This is a genomic window from Photobacterium sp. Hal280 (assembly GCF_037162255.1).
GTDB lineage: Bacteria > Pseudomonadota > Gammaproteobacteria > Enterobacterales > Vibrionaceae > Photobacterium.
The window spans coordinates 109,681-130,367 of record NZ_JARLUO010000003.1; the positions used below are offsets into that span (position 1 = coordinate 109,681).

Annotated in this window: 19 protein-coding genes; 6 read left to right on the forward strand and 13 right to left on the reverse strand. The window is 54.3% G+C overall.

Features of this window, described 5'->3' with window-relative positions:
* The first annotated feature begins 54 nt into the window (after positions 1 to 54).
* Positions 55 to 942, forward strand: a complete 888-nt coding sequence (locus P4S53_RS08030) for a DMT family transporter (RefSeq protein ID WP_337112265.1) — start codon at positions 55 to 57, stop codon at positions 940 to 942.
* Between the two features lie 21 nt (positions 943 to 963).
* Here the strand turns inward: P4S53_RS08030 and epmA are convergent, their stop codons facing one another.
* Positions 964 to 1,935 carry an elongation factor P--(R)-beta-lysine ligase gene (gene epmA / locus P4S53_RS08035; protein ID WP_337112266.1) on the reverse strand — a complete coding sequence of 324 codons (972 nt, stop codon included), beginning with the start codon at positions 1,933 to 1,935 and terminating at the stop codon, positions 964 to 966.
* Between the two features lie 103 nt (positions 1,936 to 2,038).
* The gene (gene efp, locus P4S53_RS08040) at positions 2,039 to 2,605 is read right to left on the reverse strand and encodes an elongation factor P (RefSeq protein ID WP_027254071.1); all 567 of its coding nucleotides are present in this window, start codon (positions 2,603 to 2,605) and stop codon (positions 2,039 to 2,041) included.
* 32 nt (positions 2,606 to 2,637) lie between these two features.
* Between efp and epmB the strand changes: the two genes are divergently transcribed.
* From epmB to rimK, 4 genes are all read left to right on the forward strand, one after another.
* On the forward strand, positions 2,638 to 3,660 hold the full coding sequence (gene epmB, locus P4S53_RS08045; protein WP_337112267.1) for an EF-P beta-lysylation protein EpmB: 1,023 nt from the start codon (positions 2,638 to 2,640) through the stop codon (positions 3,658 to 3,660).
* A gap of 301 nt (positions 3,661 to 3,961) precedes the next feature.
* Positions 3,962 to 5,590, forward strand: a complete 1,629-nt coding sequence (locus P4S53_RS08050) for a methyl-accepting chemotaxis protein (protein ID WP_337112268.1) — start codon at positions 3,962 to 3,964, stop codon at positions 5,588 to 5,590.
* A 25-nt stretch (positions 5,591 to 5,615) separates the two neighbouring features.
* Positions 5,616 to 6,848 carry an alanine racemase gene (gene alr, locus P4S53_RS08055; RefSeq protein WP_337112269.1) on the forward strand — a complete coding sequence of 411 codons (1,233 nt, stop codon included), beginning with the start codon at positions 5,616 to 5,618 and terminating at the stop codon, positions 6,846 to 6,848.
* A gap of 238 nt (positions 6,849 to 7,086) precedes the next feature.
* Entirely contained in the window at positions 7,087 to 7,986 is a 900-nt protein-coding gene (gene rimK / locus P4S53_RS08060) for a 30S ribosomal protein S6--L-glutamate ligase (protein ID WP_337112271.1), read from the forward strand.
* Positions 7,987 to 8,291: 305 nt separating this feature from the next.
* On the opposite strand, the gene P4S53_RS08065 is transcribed toward rimK, so the two are convergent.
* The 3 genes from P4S53_RS08065 to P4S53_RS08075 all read right to left on the reverse strand — a co-directional run bounded on the left by P4S53_RS08065 (position 8,292) and on the right by P4S53_RS08075 (position 11,097).
* Complete coding sequence (locus P4S53_RS08065; RefSeq protein ID WP_337112272.1) at positions 8,292 to 8,531, reverse strand: hypothetical protein; 240 nt, start codon at positions 8,529 to 8,531, stop codon at positions 8,292 to 8,294.
* 70 nt (positions 8,532 to 8,601) lie between these two features.
* Positions 8,602 to 10,056 (reverse strand): ATP-binding cassette domain-containing protein, encoded by a 1,455-nt coding sequence (locus P4S53_RS08070; protein WP_337112273.1) that lies wholly within the window; start codon positions 10,054 to 10,056, stop codon positions 8,602 to 8,604.
* Between the two features lie 132 nt (positions 10,057 to 10,188).
* On the reverse strand, positions 10,189 to 11,097 hold the full coding sequence (locus tag P4S53_RS08075; protein WP_337112274.1) for a LysR family transcriptional regulator: 909 nt from the start codon (positions 11,095 to 11,097) through the stop codon (positions 10,189 to 10,191).
* 204 nt (positions 11,098 to 11,301) lie between these two features.
* On the opposite strand from P4S53_RS08075, the gene P4S53_RS08080 reads away from it, so the two are divergent.
* Positions 11,302 to 12,072 carry an enoyl-CoA hydratase-related protein gene (locus P4S53_RS08080; RefSeq protein ID WP_337112275.1) on the forward strand — a complete coding sequence of 257 codons (771 nt, stop codon included), beginning with the start codon at positions 11,302 to 11,304 and terminating at the stop codon, positions 12,070 to 12,072.
* Positions 12,073 to 12,074: 2 nt separating this feature from the next.
* On the opposite strand, the gene wrbA is transcribed toward P4S53_RS08080, so the two are convergent.
* The 8 genes from wrbA to P4S53_RS08120 form a co-directional block, all read right to left on the reverse strand.
* Positions 12,075 to 12,677 carry an NAD(P)H:quinone oxidoreductase gene (gene wrbA, locus P4S53_RS08085; protein ID WP_337112276.1) on the reverse strand — a complete coding sequence of 201 codons (603 nt, stop codon included), beginning with the start codon at positions 12,675 to 12,677 and terminating at the stop codon, positions 12,075 to 12,077.
* 68 nt (positions 12,678 to 12,745) lie between these two features.
* Positions 12,746 to 13,366, reverse strand: coding sequence for a DsbA family oxidoreductase (locus P4S53_RS08090; RefSeq protein WP_337112277.1), 621 nt, complete (start codon positions 13,364 to 13,366; stop codon positions 12,746 to 12,748).
* Positions 13,367 to 13,927: 561 nt separating this feature from the next.
* Positions 13,928 to 14,458: a ricin-type beta-trefoil lectin domain protein gene (locus P4S53_RS08095; protein ID WP_337112278.1), complete on the reverse strand. Its 531-nt coding sequence runs from the start codon at positions 14,456 to 14,458 to the stop codon at positions 13,928 to 13,930.
* Positions 14,459 to 14,504: 46 nt separating this feature from the next.
* A complete protein-coding gene (locus P4S53_RS08100) occupies positions 14,505 to 14,984 on the reverse strand; it encodes a PaaI family thioesterase (protein WP_337112279.1) in 480 nt (159 codons plus the stop codon).
* Positions 14,985 to 14,992: 8 nt separating this feature from the next.
* Positions 14,993 to 16,120: an acyl-CoA dehydrogenase family protein gene (locus P4S53_RS08105; protein ID WP_337112280.1), complete on the reverse strand. Its 1,128-nt coding sequence runs from the start codon at positions 16,118 to 16,120 to the stop codon at positions 14,993 to 14,995.
* 1 nt (position 16,121) lies between these two features.
* Positions 16,122 to 17,246 (reverse strand): FAD-dependent oxidoreductase, encoded by a 1,125-nt coding sequence (locus P4S53_RS08110; RefSeq protein ID WP_337112281.1) that lies wholly within the window; start codon positions 17,244 to 17,246, stop codon positions 16,122 to 16,124.
* Positions 17,246 to 19,192: an asparagine synthase (glutamine-hydrolyzing) gene (asnB, locus tag P4S53_RS08115; RefSeq protein ID WP_337112282.1), complete on the reverse strand. Its 1,947-nt coding sequence runs from the start codon at positions 19,190 to 19,192 to the stop codon at positions 17,246 to 17,248. Before asnB ends, P4S53_RS08110 begins: the two co-directional genes overlap by 1 nt.
* A 62-nt stretch (positions 19,193 to 19,254) precedes the next feature.
* Entirely contained in the window at positions 19,255 to 20,463 is a 1,209-nt protein-coding gene (locus tag P4S53_RS08120) for a hydroxymethylglutaryl-CoA synthase (RefSeq protein ID WP_337112283.1), read from the reverse strand.
* Between the last annotated feature and the right edge of the window lie 224 nt (positions 20,464 to 20,687).

The following is a 20,687-nucleotide window of genomic DNA, read 5'->3' on the forward strand; positions in this document are numbered from 1 at the left end:
TGCCACCACTCAGCATCACAAACTGCCTCGCAGTGTTTTCGAATAAGGATATCCATGGGTTACGAATGGCTGGCGCTGGCCGCCGCTTTGTTGTGGGCCATCAGCAGTTTAATCTCCGTCACACCGTCTCGCCATCTCGGTGCCTTTGCCTACAGCCGCTGGCGCATGGCTTGCGTGACTGTGATGCTGTCTGCTATGGCGCTCCTCAATGGAGGCTGGGCCAGTCTGACTCTGGATCTGGCGTTGGTGATGGCCCTGTCGGGACTGATTGGTATTTTTATTGGTGATACTGCGCTGTTTGCCTGCTTCAACCGGATTGGCCCGCGCCGTGGCGGCCTGTTGTTCTCCTGCCATGCCGTCTTCTCGGCGCTGCTTGGTATCTGGCTGTTTGATGAGACCCTGCTGGGCTGGAAGCTGGTCGGGGCGCTGCTGGTGTTTGCCGGTGTGGTGACGGCCATTCTCTTCGGCCAGAAAAGCCAGAAGCATCAGATCGAAGCCATCACCGGCAGTTTAGCTGTCGCAGTGGTGCTGGGCTTGACGGCGGCACTGTGTCAGTCGCTGGGCGCGATTATCGCGAAACCCGCGATGCAGACCACGCTCGACCCGGTCGCCGCTTCGGCGATGCGCATGGCCACGGCATTCGGCGCCCACAGTGTGCTGCGCCTCAGTGGCGCCAGCATTGCCAAACCCCTGCAACCGATCAATCTGCCGATCTTCGGGATGGTTGCCCTGAACGGTTTTCTGGCCATGGCCGTCGGAATGACGCTGATTCTGTTTGCCCTGCAGCACGGTGATGTGGGTATGGTGGCGCTGTTATCTTCCACCACCCCGATCATGATTTTGCCGCTGCTGTGGATCTACACCCGACACCGACCGCCGGTCGCCGCCTGGCTGGGCGCGTTACTGGCGGTGATCGGTACCGGCTTGATCCTCAGTCTCTGATGTCGATTGGCCGAGTGCCGATCAGGCGATCGTGACCGGAAAAGCGGTCACTGCTGCGATGTGGGTCTGCCCCAGAGCCAGCATCACCAGGCGATCAATGCCCAGCGCCACGCCGGCACAATCGGGAAAACCAGCCTTGAGTGCGGCAACCAGATGCTGATCGATCGGCTGCGCCGGCAGCCCCATTGCCAGCCGCTTGGCGTTATCGGCTTCAAAGCGGGATAACTGCTCATCACCGTCGGCCAGCTCGTGAAAACCGTTGGCCAGCTCAATGCCGTTAAAGTACACCTCAAAGCGCTCAGCAACCCGGTGATCAGACGGGCTGATTCGCGCCAGTGCCGCTTGCGAGGCCGGAAAATCATACACAAAAACCGGCACCTGCTGGCCGATCACCGGCTCCACCCCCATGCTGAACATCAGTTGCAGCAAGGTGTCCCTGTCGGTTTCATCAGCCGCCACATCGCCCAGATTCAGCGGCAGTGCCGCACGTTTCAGCTCGGCCATCGCGGCGGTCAGCGGACAGACATTCAGCACCTGTAAAAAAGCCTGCTGATAGCTCATCCGTTCTGCAGCGCCGCATCGCAGCACAAGCTGCAGCAGGGCATCCATTTCATCCATCAGCGCATGGTGGTCAAACCCGGGGCGATACCACTCCAGCATGGTAAATTCCGGGTTGTGGTAACGGCCGGACTCTTCGTTGCGGAACGCCTTACCGATCTGATAGATAGCCCCGCTTCCCGCCGACAGCAGACGCTTCATGTGAAATTCAGGGCTGGTCATCAGATAGAGCGTCTGACCATGGGCAAAGCCGGGACCGACAAATTCAGTCTGGAAGGTATGCAGGTGAATGTCGGTGACTGTGGCCTGGCTCATGGCCGGGGTATCCACCTCCATTACACCGCGATGTGCAAAAAATTCACGCACAGACGCCAGAATTGCGGCCCGCTGGCGCAGGTTTGCCAGATCAGCCGTGGGTTGCCAATGCATTGTCATAGGAGAGTCTTTTTTCATCTGAGTCGAAAGGGGTGAAATTCATACGGGGCATGAAAACAACAAAGGCCGCATCATGCGGCCCTTGTCTGCTCACACGAAGAAATTACTTCACGCGGCTGACGTATTCCGCAGAGCGGGTGTCAACTTTGAGCACTTCACCGATTTGAATGAACAGCGGCACACGAACCACAGCACCGGTAGACAGAGTCGCAGGTTTACCGCCTGTGCCCTGGGTATCGCCTTTCAGGCCCGGGTCCGTCTCAACCACTTCCAGCTCCACAAAGTTAGGTGGCGTGACTGCAATCGGGTTGCCGTTCCACAGGGTCAGCGTACAGGTGTTGTTTTCGACCAGCCATTTTGCATTATCGCCAACTGCCTTTACATCAGCCGCGATTTGCTCAAAGGTTTCATTGTTCATGAAGTGGTAGAATTCACCGTCGTTGTACAGGTAATCCAGTTCAATATCGACCACGTCTGCGGCTTCAACGGAATCACCCGATTTGAAGGTTTTTTCCAGAACCTTACCCGACAGCAGTTTGCGGATTTTGACCCGGTTAAACGCCTGGCCTTTGCCTGGCTTCACAAATTCGTTTTCGATAATGACACAGGGTTCATTATCGAGCATAATTTTCATTCCGCCGCGGAATTCATTAGTGCTGAAAGACGCCATTTTTTCCTCTTAACATCTTCGAGTTATTTTTCATGCCGCACATCATAACCCGAAACGTCGCGACTGTTGAGCAAAACTGGCTCGAACAATTAGCCGATGCGATCTCGGATCCGCTTGAACTGCTTCACCGGCTGGAGATTGACCCTGCCCCCTGGCAAAACGGGCTGGCAGCCAGAAAGCTGTTTGCGCAGCGTGTCCCAAGAAGCTTCGTTGACAGAATGGAAATAGGCAACCCGCATGATCCTTTATTGCGCCAGGTGTTGCCGCTGGCCGAAGAATTTGAGGTGCATGAGGGCTTTTCACACGATCCGCTGGCAGAGCAGAATAACGCCCTGCCCGGCCTGTTGCACAAATACCGCAACCGGGTGCTGCTGATCGTCAAAGGCGGCTGCGCCATTAACTGCCGCTACTGCTTCCGTCGCCATTTTCCCTATCAGGACAATCCGGGCAGCAAGCGCCAGTGGCAGCAGGCGCTGGATTATATTGCCGCTCACCCTGAACTGAATGAGGTGATCCTGTCCGGCGGCGATCCGCTGATGGCCAAAGACAGTGAACTGCGCTGGTTAGTGGACGGTATCGCCGCCATCGGCCATATCAAACGGCTGCGGATCCATACCCGTCTGCCGGTGGTGATCCCGGCCCGGATCACTTCCGAGCTGCGCTTGCTGCTGCAGCAAACCCGGCTCCAGGTCGTTCTGGTCACCCATATCAACCACGGCAATGAAATCAACCCCGAGCTGAGCGCAGCACTGGCACCGCTGCGTGACGCCGGCGTCACTTTGCTCAATCAGGGCGTGTTACTGCGGGGGGTCAACGACTCGGTTGACGCCCTGGTCCATCTGAGCGAAGCCCTGTTTGATGCCGGGATCCTGCCTTATTACCTGCACGTGCTCGACAAAGTACAGGGCGCGGCCCATTTCATGGTGAGCGATGACGAAGCCCGGGTGTTAATGGCTGGCCTGATCGAAAAGGTGTCCGGTTATTTAGTGCCCAAACTGACCCGAGAGATAGGCGGACGTACCAGTAAAACCCCGCTGGATCTGCATTTGGAATAACGCCCGGATAACTGCCTCCGCTGTGGTCCCTTTTACCTGACCGATCAGGCTCACCAATGATGATCTGCGCGTTCCTATTGACGCAGGGACGCGCCCCGCCTAAAAAAGTACAACCTTTTCTTCACATCCAGATCATTAGCATATACAACTGAAAAATAATAATCATACAAAACAAAAACAAATAAAATTAATCACTTATTAGCGTTTGAAAGTGTTAATAATGTCATTAGACTGGCCGCCGAATACTCTCGTATTGCATATTTTTGTGATTCATATCACTCACTAGCATTCGGAAAAAGTCATGACTGCCAATTGGAATCTTAAAACCAAGCTTTCGATGCTGTTCACAGCCATCGCGCTTATTATCATCGCGGCTCTGTCTGCGATTTCTTATCACACCCTGGTCAATTCAGCGATGAGCAGTATTGATACCGAACTGAACACTGCTGCTCAGGCCGTGGAACAGCTCATCGGCGATCTGCCCAATGAGGAAGCCGGCCGGGATGATGCCCTGTATGACGACATTTCAGCCCATCTGACCCACTTTACCCAAGGCGCTAAGCTGGAATGGGCCTACTCGACCGTGCGTCGCGGTGGCCAGGTGTATTACACCTATATCAACCGGGATGAGAATGAGTGGAAAAGCGGCCGCTATAAGAACTGGTATCTGGAGCAATACCTGAAAGTGCCGGAAATGTTGTACGAAGCCTTCCGTACCGAGCAAACCCAGTATCAGAGTTATCAGGGCGAATACGGCATGTACCGCTCCATTTTCGTGCCTTTCCGCGGTGATAACGGCGATCTCCATGTCATCGGCATTGATGTCAAACTGACAGACATTGAAGAAGTCAAAACCGAAGCACTGAAGAAAACCTTCTTTATCGCAGCTGTGTTCCTGGTGCTGACAGTCATCGCGGCACGCATGATTGCCAACCTGATCGTCACCCCGGTCAATGGCCTCAACCAGGTGCTGCGTTCACTGGCGAACGGCAACTGGGATCTGAACCAGCGCGTGACCGTCCGCAGTCAGGATGAAATCGGCGAAATGTCCGATTCTTTCAATATCTTTATGGCCGCCCTGCGCCAGCGGATGCTGGAAGTGCAGCAATCCTCCGACAGTGTGGCAGCCACCAGCGCCCAGCTCGACACCCTGATCCGCGCCGTGACCGACCGCTCAATGACCCAGTCGGAACATGTCGGCAGCAGTGCCACCGCCATTGAAGAGCTGGCGGCCAGCGCCCAGAGCATCACTGAAATTGTCGATAATGCGAACCAGCAAATGGGCCAGTTCGAACTGCTGACTCAAAACACAGTCGAGGCCATCGATAACGCCGTGCGCGGCATGCAGTCTGTCCAGCTGGAAACCAATACCGTGGCTGACAAGCTGCAGCAGCTTGACAACCGTGCCAGTGAAATCAACTCCATTGTCGAAGTCATTAAAGACATTGCCGATCAAACCAACCTGCTGGCGCTCAATGCGGCAATTGAAGCCGCACGTGCCGGTGCACAGGGCCGCGGCTTTGCTGTGGTCGCCGATGAAGTCCGTCAGTTGTCGGAGCGCACCGCCAAAGCCACGGTGGAGATCAGCACCATGATCCGTTCGATTCAGACCGACACCAGCGACACCACCCAAACCATGCAACATGCCGTCGACCGGGTCGACAGCAGTGTGCAGCACGCCGATCAGGCCAATGCATCCCTCAGTTCCTTTAACCAGGAAATCTCAGCGGTCAGTTCCGGCATGGAAGAAATCGCCGGTTCGGTCAAGGAGCAGGCTCACGCCTCAGATCATCTGTCTCGCAATGTCGCTTCCCTGAGTGACAGCGCGGAAGAAAACCGCCTGTCCACCCTGGAAGCTCAGCAGGGGGTTGATGAACTCAAACGCCGCGCTAATGCGCTGCATCAGGTCGTCAATCAATTCACCCTGTAACCTGTAATAACAACAGAGACTTATAATGAAAAACTTTAAATTCTCACTGATTGCCCTTGCCATGATAGGGACCACTTCCGCTTCTATGCAGGCCACGGCTGCACCAATGCTGCCAGGCATTGAGCAGGCCAGCACCCTGGAAGACGTTCAGACAGCCAATGCCTGGGTGGAAGTCGACAAGGCGGCGTTTGAGTCCAACATTGCGCATCTGCAAAACCATGTGGGCAGCAACACCGACATCTGTGCCGTCATGAAGGCGGATGCCTACGGCAACGGTATTGCCAATCTGCTGCCTTCTGTGATGCAAAGCGGCATTCCTTGTGTCGGCATCACCAGCAACGCGGAAGCCCGCCTGGTCCGTGAGATGGGCTTTAACGGCCGCCTGATGCGCCTGCGTGCGGCGACACCTTCTGAAATCGAAACCGCCGTTGACCTCCAGCTTGAAGAGTTAATCGGCACCAAACAGCAGGCCAAGATCATCGCCCGCATTGCACGCCAGCACGGCACTGTGATCCCGGTTCATCTGGCACTGAACTCGGCTAGCATGGGCCGTAACGGTCTGGAAATGCGCACCAAACACGGCAAGAAAGAAGCCAGAAAGATTGTTAATACCCGACATCTGCAGATAGTGGGCATCATGACCCACTTCCCGACCGAAGATCTGGCGGAAATCCGTGCCGGTCTGCAGCAGTTCAAGCAAGACAGCCAGTGGATTTTCAAGCACACGGATCTGGAGCGTGATGAGGTCCTGCTGCACGTGGCCAACTCTTTCACCACCCTGATGGTGCCGGAAGCTCAGCTGGATATGGTTCGTACCGGCGGCGCCCTGTACGGTGATACAACACCTAATTTCCCTGAGTACAAGCGCATCGTGTCGTTCAAAACCCAGGTCGCATCCGTCCACCGCCTGCCGGCAGGCTCAACCATTGGCTACAGCAAGACGGAAACGCTGGAACGCAATTCTGTGCTGGCCAACCTGCCAATTGGCTACTCGGATGCTTTCCCTCGCTCACTGAGCCGTGTCGGTGAAGTACTGATCAACGGTCAGCGCGCCAAAGTGCTGGGTTCAACCTCAATGAACACCACTATGGTCGACATCACAGATATCAAAGGCGTGAAACCAGGCGATGAAGTGGTGCTGTTTGGCCGTCAGGGCCGTGACGAAATCACCATTGGCGAAACAGAAGAGCATTCAGGCCGCATTCTGTCTGAGCTCTATACCCTTTGGGGTACGTCAAACCCGAAAGTGCTGAATTAATTCAGCACTCCCCTGAGACCGCTCCCCCTTGGTCTCAGGGGACCTGTCCAGCCCGCTGATCGTGTGGTTTCGCCTTGTTGAGTAAATTATCTTCTCGTCACCATTAAAAGAGATCATGGTCCAACCTCTCGATTCTTAGTCACTTTCAGGGCATATTCTGCGTCCGTTTTACCGAGCAGAAATTCTAAGGTTGCCAGCCCCTCCGCTCGGATCCCTCCAGCTTTTTGACGAGAACACGATGAAAATTGGCATTTTGTCCCAGAACGCAAACCTGTATTCCACCCGACGCCTGCGCGAAGCCTGCGAACAACGGGGCCATGAAGCCGTGGTCATTAACGCCCTGCGCTGCTACATGAATATCAATTCCGTGCAACCTTCCATCCATTTTGAAGGCCATGATGTGGTCGGCATTGACGCCATCATTCCGCGCATCGGGGCGGATATCACCTTTTACGGCTGTTCTGTTCTGCGTCAGTTTGAAATGATGAATGTCTTTTCCATCAACCAGTCGATTGCCATTTCGCGCTCCCGAGACAAACTGCGCTCCCTGCAGTTGCTGAGCCGAAAAGGCGTCGGTATGCCGATCACCGGGTTTGCCAGCAAACCGGACGACGTCAAAGATCTGATCAAAATGGTCGGCGGGACGCCAGTGGTGATCAAACTGCTGGAAGGCACCCAAGGGATAGGCGTGGTCCTGGCTGAAACCCAGAAAGCTGCTGAAAGTGTGATTGAAGCTTTCATGGGCCTGAAAGCCAACATCATGATTCAGGAATACATCGCTGAAGCCGGCGGTGCCGATATCCGCTGCTTTGTCCTGGGTGACAAAGTGATCGCGTCCATGAAACGCCAGGCCGTCGAAGGGGAATTCCGCTCCAACCTGCATCGCGGGGGCAGTGCCTCGTTAGTACGGATTACTCCGGAAGAGCGCCGTACCGCGGTCGCGGCGGCAAAGGCCATGGGACTGAATGTGGCAGGTGTTGACTTGCTGCGCTCCAACCGCGGGCCGCTGATCATGGAAGTGAACTCATCGCCGGGCCTGGAAGGGATTGAGCATGCCACCGGCAAAGACATTGCCGGCATGATCATCGAGTACATCGAAAAGCACGCGGCTAAAAAGCGCCGTCATCAGCAGCAATAAGACCTGTAATTACGATACGCTGTCTCTGACACTCAGAGGCAGCCAGTACAGGTTTTTTCAATAAAGTCACCTTTAACCTGCCCGCTGTTATCCTCCTCTGCAATACCGGCCTGAAAACACAAACAAGACATTGATAATAAACAATTTTTATTTTCGTACAGCTTTTTCAGTTATTTTCCGGATGACGCTGATGCCGTCTTTTCATCATGATCTGCGGGATTGAGCCAGCCAATACAACGACAACAGGCAAGGCCACCAAACAAAAACAGCTTTTACCTTTCAAATCAGCTTTTTTATGCACAAGATTAGAGGAAGCTAATTAAGCCGGCATTAAAATTAATTAAATTATTGATTTTAAATAATTTTCTTAAATGTACAGCTTTTCCGGCTTTTTTCCCGGTGAACTCGGTCACGGTTAACGACGGCCCATGGCTAACAAAAATCACACAACAACCACTGGTACGGCTTTTTGCCTCACAGTCAGCGTTTTGCTGCTCAATCACAGCCTGCTGGATGAGAAAGTAAATAAACCCAATATAAATCACTGATTTTATTCAATATAAAAATTCGTACAGCTTTTTGAGCAATTTCCCCGCCGAACCCAGTACCGGTATGTCACTGTGATGCGGTGGCGTAAATTTTCACGCCGTAACCACCTTGGGGATCAGCGACAAAATCCACAAAATGCTCAATCGCATCTAACGCATCTTCTTCATGGTGCGTCACGTAAAGCAACTGGCTGATCTTCGCCGAGGCTATACGATTTAAGGCCTGATACACCAGCTTGCGATTCAGATAATCCAGCCCCTGATAAGGCTCGTCTAATATCAGCAAAGCCGGTTGTTTGATCAGAGCACGGCCAATCAGCAGCAATCTTTGCTGACCATAGTCGAGTTCCCGGAAGCTGACTTTTTCAAACGCCGCCATTTCAAGCAGCCCCAGCCACTCACGGGCCAGCTGGACTTCGCGCTTACTCGGCTGCTGATATAAGCCGATGGAGTCGTAAAACCCTGACAACAGCACATCCAGCGCCGGACAGCCGACGCGGTACTGCAGATGCAAGGCCGAAGAAACCACACCGATATGTTTTTTCACGTCCCAGATAGTTTCGCCACTGCCGCGCTTCATGCCCAATACGGTCACATCGTTGCTGTAGCACTGCGGATGATCGCCCAGCACCAGTCCCAGCAAAGTACTTTTGCCGCACCCGTTCGGGCCGCGGACCTGCCAATGCTGGCCTTGCTCTATCTGCCAGTTCACACCGGAGAAAATCCTGGCCCCCACGTATTCCACTTTGACATTCCGCATTGAGACCAGGGGGTTTGGGTAATCATGCGCCGCCTGATGCGCTTGTAATAAGGCCAGCATGGCGTCACTTTTTTGCTCGGACAAGGCTTTCATCTGCGCCATGACCGGGTGCGACAGCCAGGCTTCACGGCTGAGTACCTGCGACAGTTGCTTCTCGTCAAACAAAGCGACATGACTGATAAAAGGCGGCAGCTCATCTTCCCGGGATGTCACTATCAGTAATTGCATCTGTTGTGACAGTTCATCGAGCAGCAGCGACAAGGCCTGGCGATGCGGCACATCCAGCCCGGCGTAGGGCTCATCTAAAATCAGCAACGCCGGCTGTACTGCCAGCGCGCGGGCCAGCATCACCCTGCGGGTCTCACCGGTAGATAACTGGCGAAATCCCCGCTGCCTGAGGTGGAGGAGATCTGTCTTTTCCAGCAGCGCCTCCAGCTCGGCAGCACTGCACCCGGCTTCCATCACCAGATCTTCGACCCTGGTGCCGTAGTCGATGCTGTCGGTAAAATCGGTCTCGTCTTTGTCCAGTTCCAGATCCAGCAGTCGTTGCTGTTCATGCAGTGAAATACAGGCCACAGATTGCGGCAGGCCATGGATCCGGCCTTGCTCCGGCGTCAGCTCGCCACTGAAAATTCTCACCAGCAGCGACGCGGCATGGCTGTGGGTGGAAAAGATGCCCCAGTGCTGGCCCGGTTCAATGTGCCAGCTTTCGATAGACAGCGAGGCCGACTCGGTGTGGTGTTTTAAATCCTGAATATGCATATCAACTTTCCTTAGTCTCTCATCCCTCCATAGTGCATAACTTATTGGCTGATTTCTATGCGTTCCTGACTATTAAGACAATAAAAAAGCCGACGTTTGCACGTCAGCCTGAGATGCTTAATTGATGATGTCTCACACCAGGGCGGGACTCGGTGGGGATTCAATCCGGGTTTTCAGATTGCTGAACAGCTCGAACAGAGTGTTCACTTCCCCCACATGCGCCTGATCCGGACTCATTCCCAGCTGCAACCTGACCACCCGGCTTTTGCCCTTGGTCAGATCCACCGGCACCAAATCACCGTCCTCCAGCTTATCGGCAATACTGTGCGCGGGTAACCAGCCGAACCCCAGTCCCTGCTCAACCGACGCCATCGCGGCCGTCAGGCTGCTGACCGTCAGTCGCTGGTGGGATCCGAGCCAGCCGCTGTCCACATTCTGATTGCCCGAATCACGGATCACCACCTGGCGGTAACGTTTGAGTTCCGGCTGAAATACCTGGGTTTCAGTGGCCAGCGGAAACGAAGGGGCACAGACGCAGAGCAGCTCAATTTCCGCTAAAGGTTCCAGCACGGTTTCTTTGGGCAAACGGCCGGCAATGGCCAGCGACACACTGCCTGACTCCATCAACTGCCCGGCCCCGGATAACGAGGTTTCAAATACCCGTATCGACACCGTGGGATAGGCCTGATAAAAGCGTTCAAACACGCTCTGGATAAAATCGAACGGCAGCAGGACATCAACCGCGACATTGATTTCTGTCATCAGCTGGCCCTGGTACTTCGAAGCCAGCGCTTCAATCTGGGTAGCATTGTTATGTAAACTTTGGGCCCGCGGCAACAGACTGTGCCCCAGATCCGTTAAGGTGGATTTTCTGCCTTCGACGATAAACAGGGAGTGCCCCAGCAAGGACTCCATTTTCTTAATGCTGTGACACACGGCCGACTGGCTTTTATTCAGTTTCTGGGCCGCTTTCATCGCACTGCCCTGCTCGGCAATCGCAATAAAAGCCCGCCACATTTCTAAGGTTACGCGCGCTGACATGATAGATATCCCTCTGACTACACACTCTCAATATGCTTTTTTTTGCTGAACACAAGCTGACCATTGACTGAAAGTTGCGTTATAGTGCAACTTAATGATTAGCAACACAATGAATAAAAATGAAATTGTGAACTCGATCTATGCAGCCACAGCATCTGATACCGGCCAGACATAGAAAGAAAAACATCATGGAAGGGAGAAAACATGAGTATTGAGTATAATCTTGACCACCGTGGCTGTGCCCGCATCCGGCTGAACCGCGAACAGGTCCACAATGCCCTGAATGATCAGGTGATTGCCGACTTAATCACCCTGATTGAGCGGGCCCGGCAGGAAAAAGCGAAAGCCATTGTGTTATCCAGCCGCGGCAAACATTTTTCAGCCGGCGCGGATCTCGCCTGGATGAAATCAATGGCCGGCAACTCGCGGGAAGAGAATCTGGCAGACTCCGCACAGCTCGCGGCCCTGATGAGTGAGCTCAATTGCGCCCCGATGCCGGTGATCACGCTGGTACAGGGAGCAGCCTACGGCGGCGCACTGGGATTAATCGCCTGTAGCGATATTGTGATTGCCACCACCAATGCTGCTTTTTGTCTCAGTGAAGTAAAACTGGGCCTGATTCCGGCAGTGATCAGTCCCTATGTGATCAGAGCCATGGGGGAATCGCAGGCCCGTCGCTATTTTCTGACTGCTGAAGTGTTTCACGCTGAGGATGCCCTGCGTCTGGGCCTGATTCACCAGATCAGCGATGACCCTGAGCTGGTGGCTGAGCAGTTGCTGGATCAGATCCTGAAGAATTCACCTCAGGCTTTGATAGCAGCCAAACAGTTGATTGCCGATGTGTCCGGCCGATCGATTGATGCCGAACTGATTGCGGATACGGCGCAGCGCATTGCCGATATTCGCGTCTCTGAGGAGGGGCAGGAGGGGCTGGCCGCCTTTTTTGACAAGCGGCCGCCATCCTGGGTCAGTTAAGATTACTGGCTGAGTTTCTTGGCCAGCTGAGCCACATGCTGGCCTTGGAATTGTGCCATTGACAATTCTTTGGACGATGGCTGACGTGAGCCGTCACCCCCTGCGATACAGGCCGCACCCAGCGGAGAACCACCTTTGACTTCCGACAGGTCGGTCAGCTCAGAGGCTGTGTAAGGCAGACCCACCACCACCATCCCATGGTGGAACAAAGTGGTATGGAATGACTGCAAGGTGGTTTCATTGCCGCCGCCTGTGCCGGTTGAGGTGAATACGCTGCCGACCTTGCCAACCAGCTTCTTCTCAAACCATAAACCGCCGGTCTGGTCGAGGAAGTTGCGCATCTGGGCCGCCATGTTACCGAAGCGGGTTGGCGTACCAAAGATAATCGCATCGTAATTGGCCAGTTCGCCAGGCTCGGCAATCGGGGCCTGCTGATTGAGCTGAATACCGGATTGCTTGGCAATCTCTTCCGGCACCAGTTCAGGGACGCGCTTTAAATCGACCTGCACATCACTGACGCTCTTGGCCCCTTCTGCCACTGCGTGCGCCATTGTTTCAACATGTCCATAGCTTGAATAATAAAGAACCAGTACTTTTGTCGTCATTGTCTTATCTCACTTCAATGTAATCAGAAATTTGTCATGTTTTCCGGTTATCCGGACGGCATCTCAGGTTATTGCAAAAACAGCTGCTCGATTTGTTCGTTGGTCAGGGTGTCGGTCACCACATGCTCGCCGTTGATAATCAGGCTTGGAATACTGCGCAGGTTAAACTCTCTGGCCCGTTTGAGATCGGCTTCTACCGCCTGGCGGACTTCATCGCTGTCCAGCGCCTGGGTAAAGGCTGCCGTATCCAGGCCGATATTGCCTGCAGCGGCGATGATGACGTCACGATCGCCAATGTTGTCGTTCACTTTCAGGTGCAGGCGCTGAATTTCATCGAAGTAATCCCAGTGGGTGTCGGAATTACCAAGCAACTCGGCTGCTTTGGCACCCAGTGCCGCCAGATAACCGCTCGGGTAGGAAAATGGCTGAGCGCGCATGCCTTCAATATTAAAGCGGGTCGGATCATCTGCTCTTTGCTGGCAGGCAACCCAGTGGTTGAGAATTTCGGACTTGGCTGCCGCCAGAGAGCCAAAGCGCTGGACCATTTCCTCATCATTGCGTTGCAGAACAAAGCAGCGCTGTTTGACTTCGACATCGGCACGTTCAACCAGCTTGCGCAGCCGTGGGCTCAGGACATAACACCAGCCGCAGACGGCATCATGAAAAAATTCAATCGTTACTTTAGACATAGCTTGGTTTCCTTTTCGGTTAATTTGCTAATTCTTCTCTAAAGCCTGGCCAGGCATTGCTTGCTGTTCGTGAACCTCGAGACTGATAGTAGGAGCCCCCGCCTGATAAAAAAATTGAAAAGAGTGGCGCATTGGTATCGAATTAATTCAAACAACACCATAAGTGATTGATTTTTAAATAAATATAAAATCAATACGGATCGTAATGAGCGCGAAAAGAAAGCTAAAAAAGTGCTTACCCGGCTTGTAGGCTGAAAAAAGCAGTGCTCAGCCGCCGGGCAATCAGGCCGATTCAGCTCGGTGACCCGCGCGTTCCCGGCAAACAGCCAAAATGCCCAACGGACAAGCGGACAGGAACAAGCGAACAAGCGGTCAGACGGACTTGTAACCGTCCCTATTTGAATGGCGGCCATTCAGGCGGGCATTGTGGCGGCAGAATATGTCGGACAAAAGACGCGGTCGGGCTGACGCAGCAACTGGCTGCAAGGCCAGCCCGGAGGAAGGAAATCAGATAAAAAGAAAGATAGAAAATCAGACAAGCAACAACCGGGGGGAGCCGCCTCATGATTTGTCGATAAACTGCCAGCGGGCCAGCCGGGTGTCTTTGAGCTGACAGGACTGCAGCGACAGTGCCCGCCAGCGATGCAGCGGAGAGGACGTCTGATCGGATCGCTCTCCCACCGCGAGACACAGCTCTGAGCCTGTCAGCCGGATCTCCCCTTCGCTGCTCCACTGAAATTTCTGCAAAGGCTGCGCCTGCAAGAAGTCGGAATGTTCGCCGCAATCTCGCGCCATCAGTGCAGTGCCCGGCAGCGCCTGAGTATGGGGCGCAATAGCCGTGAGGCACTTTTGATAGGCCGGCAGAAAAATTTCACCGCTTTTGAGCAACGACATCGCCTGATCCCTGAATAAGCCGTTTTTGCAGTTATGGGCAATCAGGGGCAGATCCAGCCGCTCATAGGGGCTGTAGCCAATCACATCCAGACAAAAACCGTCTTTCGGCCTGTCCAGCGGGTCGATCAGCTGGATCACGCCAATGGAAGGCGATTTGAGGGGGCCGACTGGGCGGTGGCAGTGCCGGCACTGAAACACAGCGCCAACCCGCCTATCATCATACTGAGAGATCTGATGCCCTGCTTCATGCCGCCACCTCTGCTGTCGTATTCAGCGCCTGGCGACGCTTGAACTTACTGAGCTGAGCCGTAGCTATCAAACTGCGCGCGCCGGATGCGTTCACTTTGTAAGCCTCGCATTGGCTGAACAGCAGGTTGCGGCCATTGCGGGTAATGCGGGCTTCAAACTCGACCGTTTCACCGCGCTGTGTCGCTGACATGAGATTGGCCGAAAAATTATTGGTGATGGCGTACTCGCCGTCCTCCAGAGTGGCGATGGTCGCCAGCATGCTGGTGACATCCATCATGGAGTAGATCACCCCGCCGTGCAGGGTCTGGCTCAGGTTATCTATCTGTTCCGTCACCGTCAGCCGCGTTTTGCAGTACTCCGGGGTCTGTTCGACCACCTCTATGCCGCAGAACTGCTGGTAGTTATGATTAATTAACGCTTCAGTCAACAGCTGAGAATAGGCACTCAATGGCGCCGATTGTGCAGAATAAGTCATGGTTCTTCCTATTTCGTCAGAGAATGGATCAATGATTTACCGATGATGTTCTGTAACACTTCCGTGGTGCCGCCGCCCAGCGAGAGGATTTTGGCGTCGCGAAAGACCCGTTCCGGCAGATACCCCTTTTCACAGCCCCGGGCACCGAAGATCTGCACGGCCAGGCTGGACACCTGATCCAGAGCGCGGGTGGCATTGACCTTGGTGACACAGGCGGCCTCATCGGTCAGAAGCCCTGCTTTCAGCGCAGCCACACTTTGTGCAACCAGAGCGCCGGTGGCTGAAATCTGCAGTTGCATGTCAGCCAGATGGTGCAATATGGCCTGCTTGTTATGCAGCGGCGCGCCGTGCACCTGGCGTTTGTGGGCAAAAATCAGGCTGTCGTCCAGCAGGCTTCTGGCATCGCTGTGTGCCATCACGGCCAGATTGACCCGCTCCTTTTTCAGCATCATCTTCAGCGTGCCGAAGCAGGCCTGACTGCCGGCGATCAGCCGTCCTCTGGCCATCTCCAGCCTGACGGTCGACACATCCAGGCACTGCCAGCCCAGCGTGGGAATACGTGTTCCGGACACAGTCCCGGGCTCTCTGTCGACCAGAAACAGCCCCATTTCCTGCTGGCCGGTTTCACGATCGCCGTACTTTGCCAGCACCACAAAGTAGTTCGCATGCAGACCGCCACAGATATAGCTTTTCTCTCCCGTCAGCAGGAATGCATCCGAATGCGCTGACGGCAGCGCCTGCGTGGTGATCGCAGCAATATCCGACCCGGCCTGAGGCTCGGTAATCGCCAGCGAAATGGTGGCATCGCCGTCAAGGACCTGTTCAATCACGGCATCAAACCGGCCATCGTTATGCTGGTGCAGCGCACTTAAGCTCACCAGATAGGACGCCAGCCCCATGGCCAGGCCCTGGCTGCCGCTGGCGGTCAGGGTTTCCACCAGCGCCACGGCACTGTCGGTATCGCGAAACAGGCGGTCTCTGTCGTGATGGCCTAACCGCAAGATCCCTTCGTTGCCCGCCATACTGTGCAACGCCTGCGGGTACTCGCCTGCTGCTTCCCATTGCCCGATAAACGGCTTGATGTCTTGGTCCGCAAAGCGGTTGAGTTCAGTGACAAAAGATTGATTCATCATCATGTTAAAATGCCGTTGTTCGGGCCAGTTCGTGAAAGCGTCCCATCACCTCGCCGAGACGCTGCTGTTTTTGCACGGTTTCTTTCTGGAAATAAAACAAATCTGTCAGTTGCTCCATCACCTCGATTAACTGGCAGGAACGCTGTGCCACCCGGGTCTGGTAGCGCTTGAGTGCCGGTTGAATGTCATCAAAACAGCTGCCGTTCAGTGCCTGAGCCAGCATGAAGCAGTTTTCCAGCCCCAGGGTCAGCCCGTAACCCAGGGTCGGTAACATGCCGTGAATACTGTCACCCAGCAGCACACAACGGCCGTTGTACCATTGGTGACCCGGTGTGATGGCGTTGAGCGGCAGGGTCAGGATGTTGTCTTCCCGCGTGTTTTCGATCATCTCCAGCAGCGGCGCCGGCAGTCCTTCCAGGCGCTGCGCCATCTCGCTTCTGTCCAGCGTGGGCTGGTTCTGGTCGTGCTGGTACGCCACGAACCAGTAACGGAAACGGGTGCTGTTATCGAGCGGGTAAGTCACCAGCCGGGCCTGATCATGGGCGAAAATCTGGCACGCATTCTCTTCCAGAATGTCGCAGTCAAAGCAGGTCACACCCCGGGAAGCGATCACCCCGGTGTAATGCGGCTGGCTGTCGCAGACATATTCCCTCACCTTGGATGAGATGCCATCGGTGCCGACAACCAAATCGAAAGAGGCATACTCACTGTGGTTGATTTCAATTTTTGCCTCTTCGCGAGTGTTGATCACTTGGGTACAAGCTGCCCCGTAGCGGATGTCGTCCGGGCCCAGCTCCTGTTTGAGCAGATTGAACAGACGCTGGCGCTCAAACATCACAGCCGGTGCCGGAAAATCATGCCCCGGCATTTGAACCAGCTGGCGGTGCACTTCTTTGCCGTGGCGATCCAGGGTCACCAGCGAATCTATCGGCTGTCCTTCATTGAGAAAGCTGTTGTCATTGAGAATGAAACGCAGGATCTGCACCCCTTGCGGCCAGACATAAATCCCTGTGCCGGAATCTCGCGGTTGTTCGCTGCGCTCAAACACAGTGACCTCATGACCGAACTTTTTCAGCAGCAGCGCGCAGGCCAGTCCGTTCAATCCTGCGCCAACAATTCCGATCTTCATTATGCCGCTTCCTTATACACAGACGGTGTCGATGCCAGGTTGAACTTACGCTGCAAAATGCACAGGCTGGTCAGCTCCATCAGCATCGGGTCGAGCAGTGCCAGACGCTGAGGGGACATTTTCGGCATCTCTGCCAGCAGGCGGCGGACTTTCTTGCTGTCGAAGAAAGGCAGTGCATCCAGGCTGGACGAGTTCAGGGTGTCGTTCACCAGTTCAAACAGTGGTCCCTGCTGCATCAGTGTGGAAGGCGGGGCACGGAAGTAATGCTTTTTGCGCTTGTACAGTTCTTCAGGCAGGTAAGGTTTCATGGCCTCACGAAACACAAATTTTTCGGTATTCCCGCGCACTTTCAGGTGCACAGGCAATTTCGCCGCCAGCTCCATCACCCGGTGGTCCAGCAGAGGCACACGCCCTTCGACACTGTGGGCCATTTCCATCCGGTCACCCAGGGTGGTCAGCACAAAGTTCGGCAGGAAAGACTTGGCCCACAGATACATAGAGCGGTGCACCGGGTCGATCCCGGCCAGCTTGCGGTGATCAAGCTGGTTGAAGAAGATACGGTAGGGTTCGACATCACCAAACCGCTCAATCTGGCTGTCGGCATAGACGTTCTGCAGCTCTTTGAACCAGCCCGCCTGATTATCCAGCCAGGAGACGCCGTGCCCCAGCTGCTGCGTCAGCCACGCAACATCCGCCGGCATCCCTTGCTGGGTATAGCCCGCCTGATTGGCCTTCATTTTCTGTAAGATGGCCTGAACATCGTCCGGGTTCTGGCCCTGGGTGTTAAACAGCGCCATATCGCGCTTGAAGTGCGGGTAGCCGCCAAAGACTTCGTCCGCCCCTTCCCCGGTCAGCACCACTTTGTTCCCGGCATCCTGCACGATGCCGCTGAGGATATATTTCGCCACGCCGTGGGCATTAAAAAACGGAGTCTCGTTATGCCAGACGGCTTTTTCAAAATTGTCGGCCAGATCTTTTTGCGTTACAGGCACCGTATGGAAGCGGGCACCGTTCTTCTCCGCCGCCAGGCGGGCAAACCGGTTTTCGTCGTAATCTTCCATTTCACCAAACGACAGGTTATAGGCATCAAACGGCTTGCCCGCCAGCTGCGTCGCCATCCCCAGAATGGCCGAGGAATCCACCCCGCCGCTCAGGTATACGCCAATCGGAACATCCGCTCTCAGGCGCAGCTTCACCGACTCTTCAATGGCATCGTGCACCTGCTGAATGGCATCGGCATCAGACAGGGTGCTGGCATTGAGCGTGTCCGCATCCGGGTAGTCGATATCCCAGTAGCATTGCTGGGTCACCCCGGACGGCGTCAGGGTCATCATGTGCCCGGCCGGCACCGACTGCACATTCTGGAACAGGGTATTATTCTTGAGGTAAAACGCGCGGGTGTTATAGGACGCCTCATCCCAGACAGCGCGGACACCGGAATCAATGATGGCTTTGATTTCAGAGGCAAAATAATAACGACCCTGATCTTCGGCCACGAACAAAGGTTTCACCCCGGCTCGGTCACGCATCGCAATCACCAGGTTCTGGCGCTGGTCAAACAGCACCAGAGCAAACTCACCCCGCAGTTTTTCCAGCCCTTTGGTGCCGTACAGCTGATACAGGTGCAGCGCGATTTCGCTGTCCGACTGGGTCACAAACTTGCAGCCCTGACGGGTCAGCTCATAGCGGATTTTCTCAAAGTCATAAAATTCGCCATTCACCACAATGTGCAGGGCACCATCGGTACTGTGAATCGGCTGAATACCGTTATCCAGACCGATAATGCTCAGCCGGGTATGGCCCATAATCATGCGCTGATCATTGGACTGCCAGACCCGTCCCTCATCGGGACCGCGGTGAATGATGGATTTCAGACCCTGCTCAATCTGAGCAGGTTGAATCTGATTCAGAGGATTCGCACTATAAACCGTTACAAAGCCGCACATGTTACTCTTCCTTATGAAACAATTGATGAGATTGGTTTGATATTCAAAGTCGCGCTTTGGCCTTAAGCCGCTTTGCTCATGGGCTCAAGCACACGTTCATAGACACGCTTGTTGTCGTGAATCGCGGCCAGCCTGAAGTTCGAGCCGGACGTCGGGTTATAGCGAATATTGGCCTGATCGTAATCGCGCAGCTGGTACATATACTGGCAATAGGTGTCATAGCTGAGTGCGGTGCGCGCAGCCAGTTTTTGCTGATTCGCCAGGGTATTGATGGCGTTGCGGTAATTCTTATTCACCGTGCCCGAGAAGAATTCACCGACTGCGCCTGAGCCGTAGCTGAAGAAGCCGATGGTCTGCCCCGTCAGATCCTGCTCTGCGTTATCCAGCAGAGACAGCAGGCCGATGTAGAGGCTGGCGGTGTAGGTATTGCCGATTTCACGGCCGTATTGCTGGCTGATGCTGTAAGCGGCCTCGGTTTTACCCGCCATCTGCTCGGGATACTGGGCGCTGAGGTGCTCAAAAGCTTTTTTGGCCATCTTCGTGAATGGCTGGTGGAAGCAGAGCCATTCGAGCTGATCCAGGGGCTGACCGCCGTTGGCCAGATAGCCTTGATAACTGCTTGTCATCACATTGAGATAGGCATCTTTCGACAACTCGCCGTCCACCAGGGCATGTTTGAACTGGTTCGGACGCCAGAAGTCCATGATGTCTGCACTGTAACAGCCACGTTCAGCATCAATCTCAATGATGTCCGGGTCAGCCGTAATCAGCATCGCCACCGCACCGGCACCCTGTGTGCACTCACCCGGCGTGTTTTGCTGGTAGCGGGCAATGTCGCAGGCCACAACCAGGACAGATTCTTCCGGACGGGCGCGCACCATATCGCAAGCCATCTGCAGGCCGGCCGTGCCGCCGTAACAGGCTTGCTTCACTTCAAACGCCCGGCAGTTAGGATGAATGTCAATCAAGCCCATCAGATAAGCGGCACCCGACTTGGACTGGTCCACCCCCGTTTCCGTGGCAAAAATGAGCGTCGAAATGGTTTTCACTGCTTCGGGAGTCATAGCGTTCAGCACTGCCTGCGCCGCATTCGCCGCAATGGAGATGGTGTCTTCATCCGGCGCCGGCACCGCCATCTTAGACTGACCTATACCATGCAGGTATTTCGCAGGGTCGATCTGATGGGCTTCGGCCAGTTTTTCCAGCGTCAGGTAATTCTCTGTCGTGCTAAATTCGATGCGATGAATACCAACCTTGATTGCCTTGTTCATTGTTACATTCCTTAATTTAAGTAAATAAAGTGATTCATAAATGTCTCGTTGCTTGTTGGAATTCATCATAGACAAGGCAGATAAAAATAAAATTGAAAAAAATATAAAGCTATTAACCAAAAAATTAAAAGATAGATAAATCAAGAACAAAAACCAACCAAAAACAACAACTTGAATAACACAAAATCATTGACGAAAAGTTGAGCTCAAAACGAAATATCAGC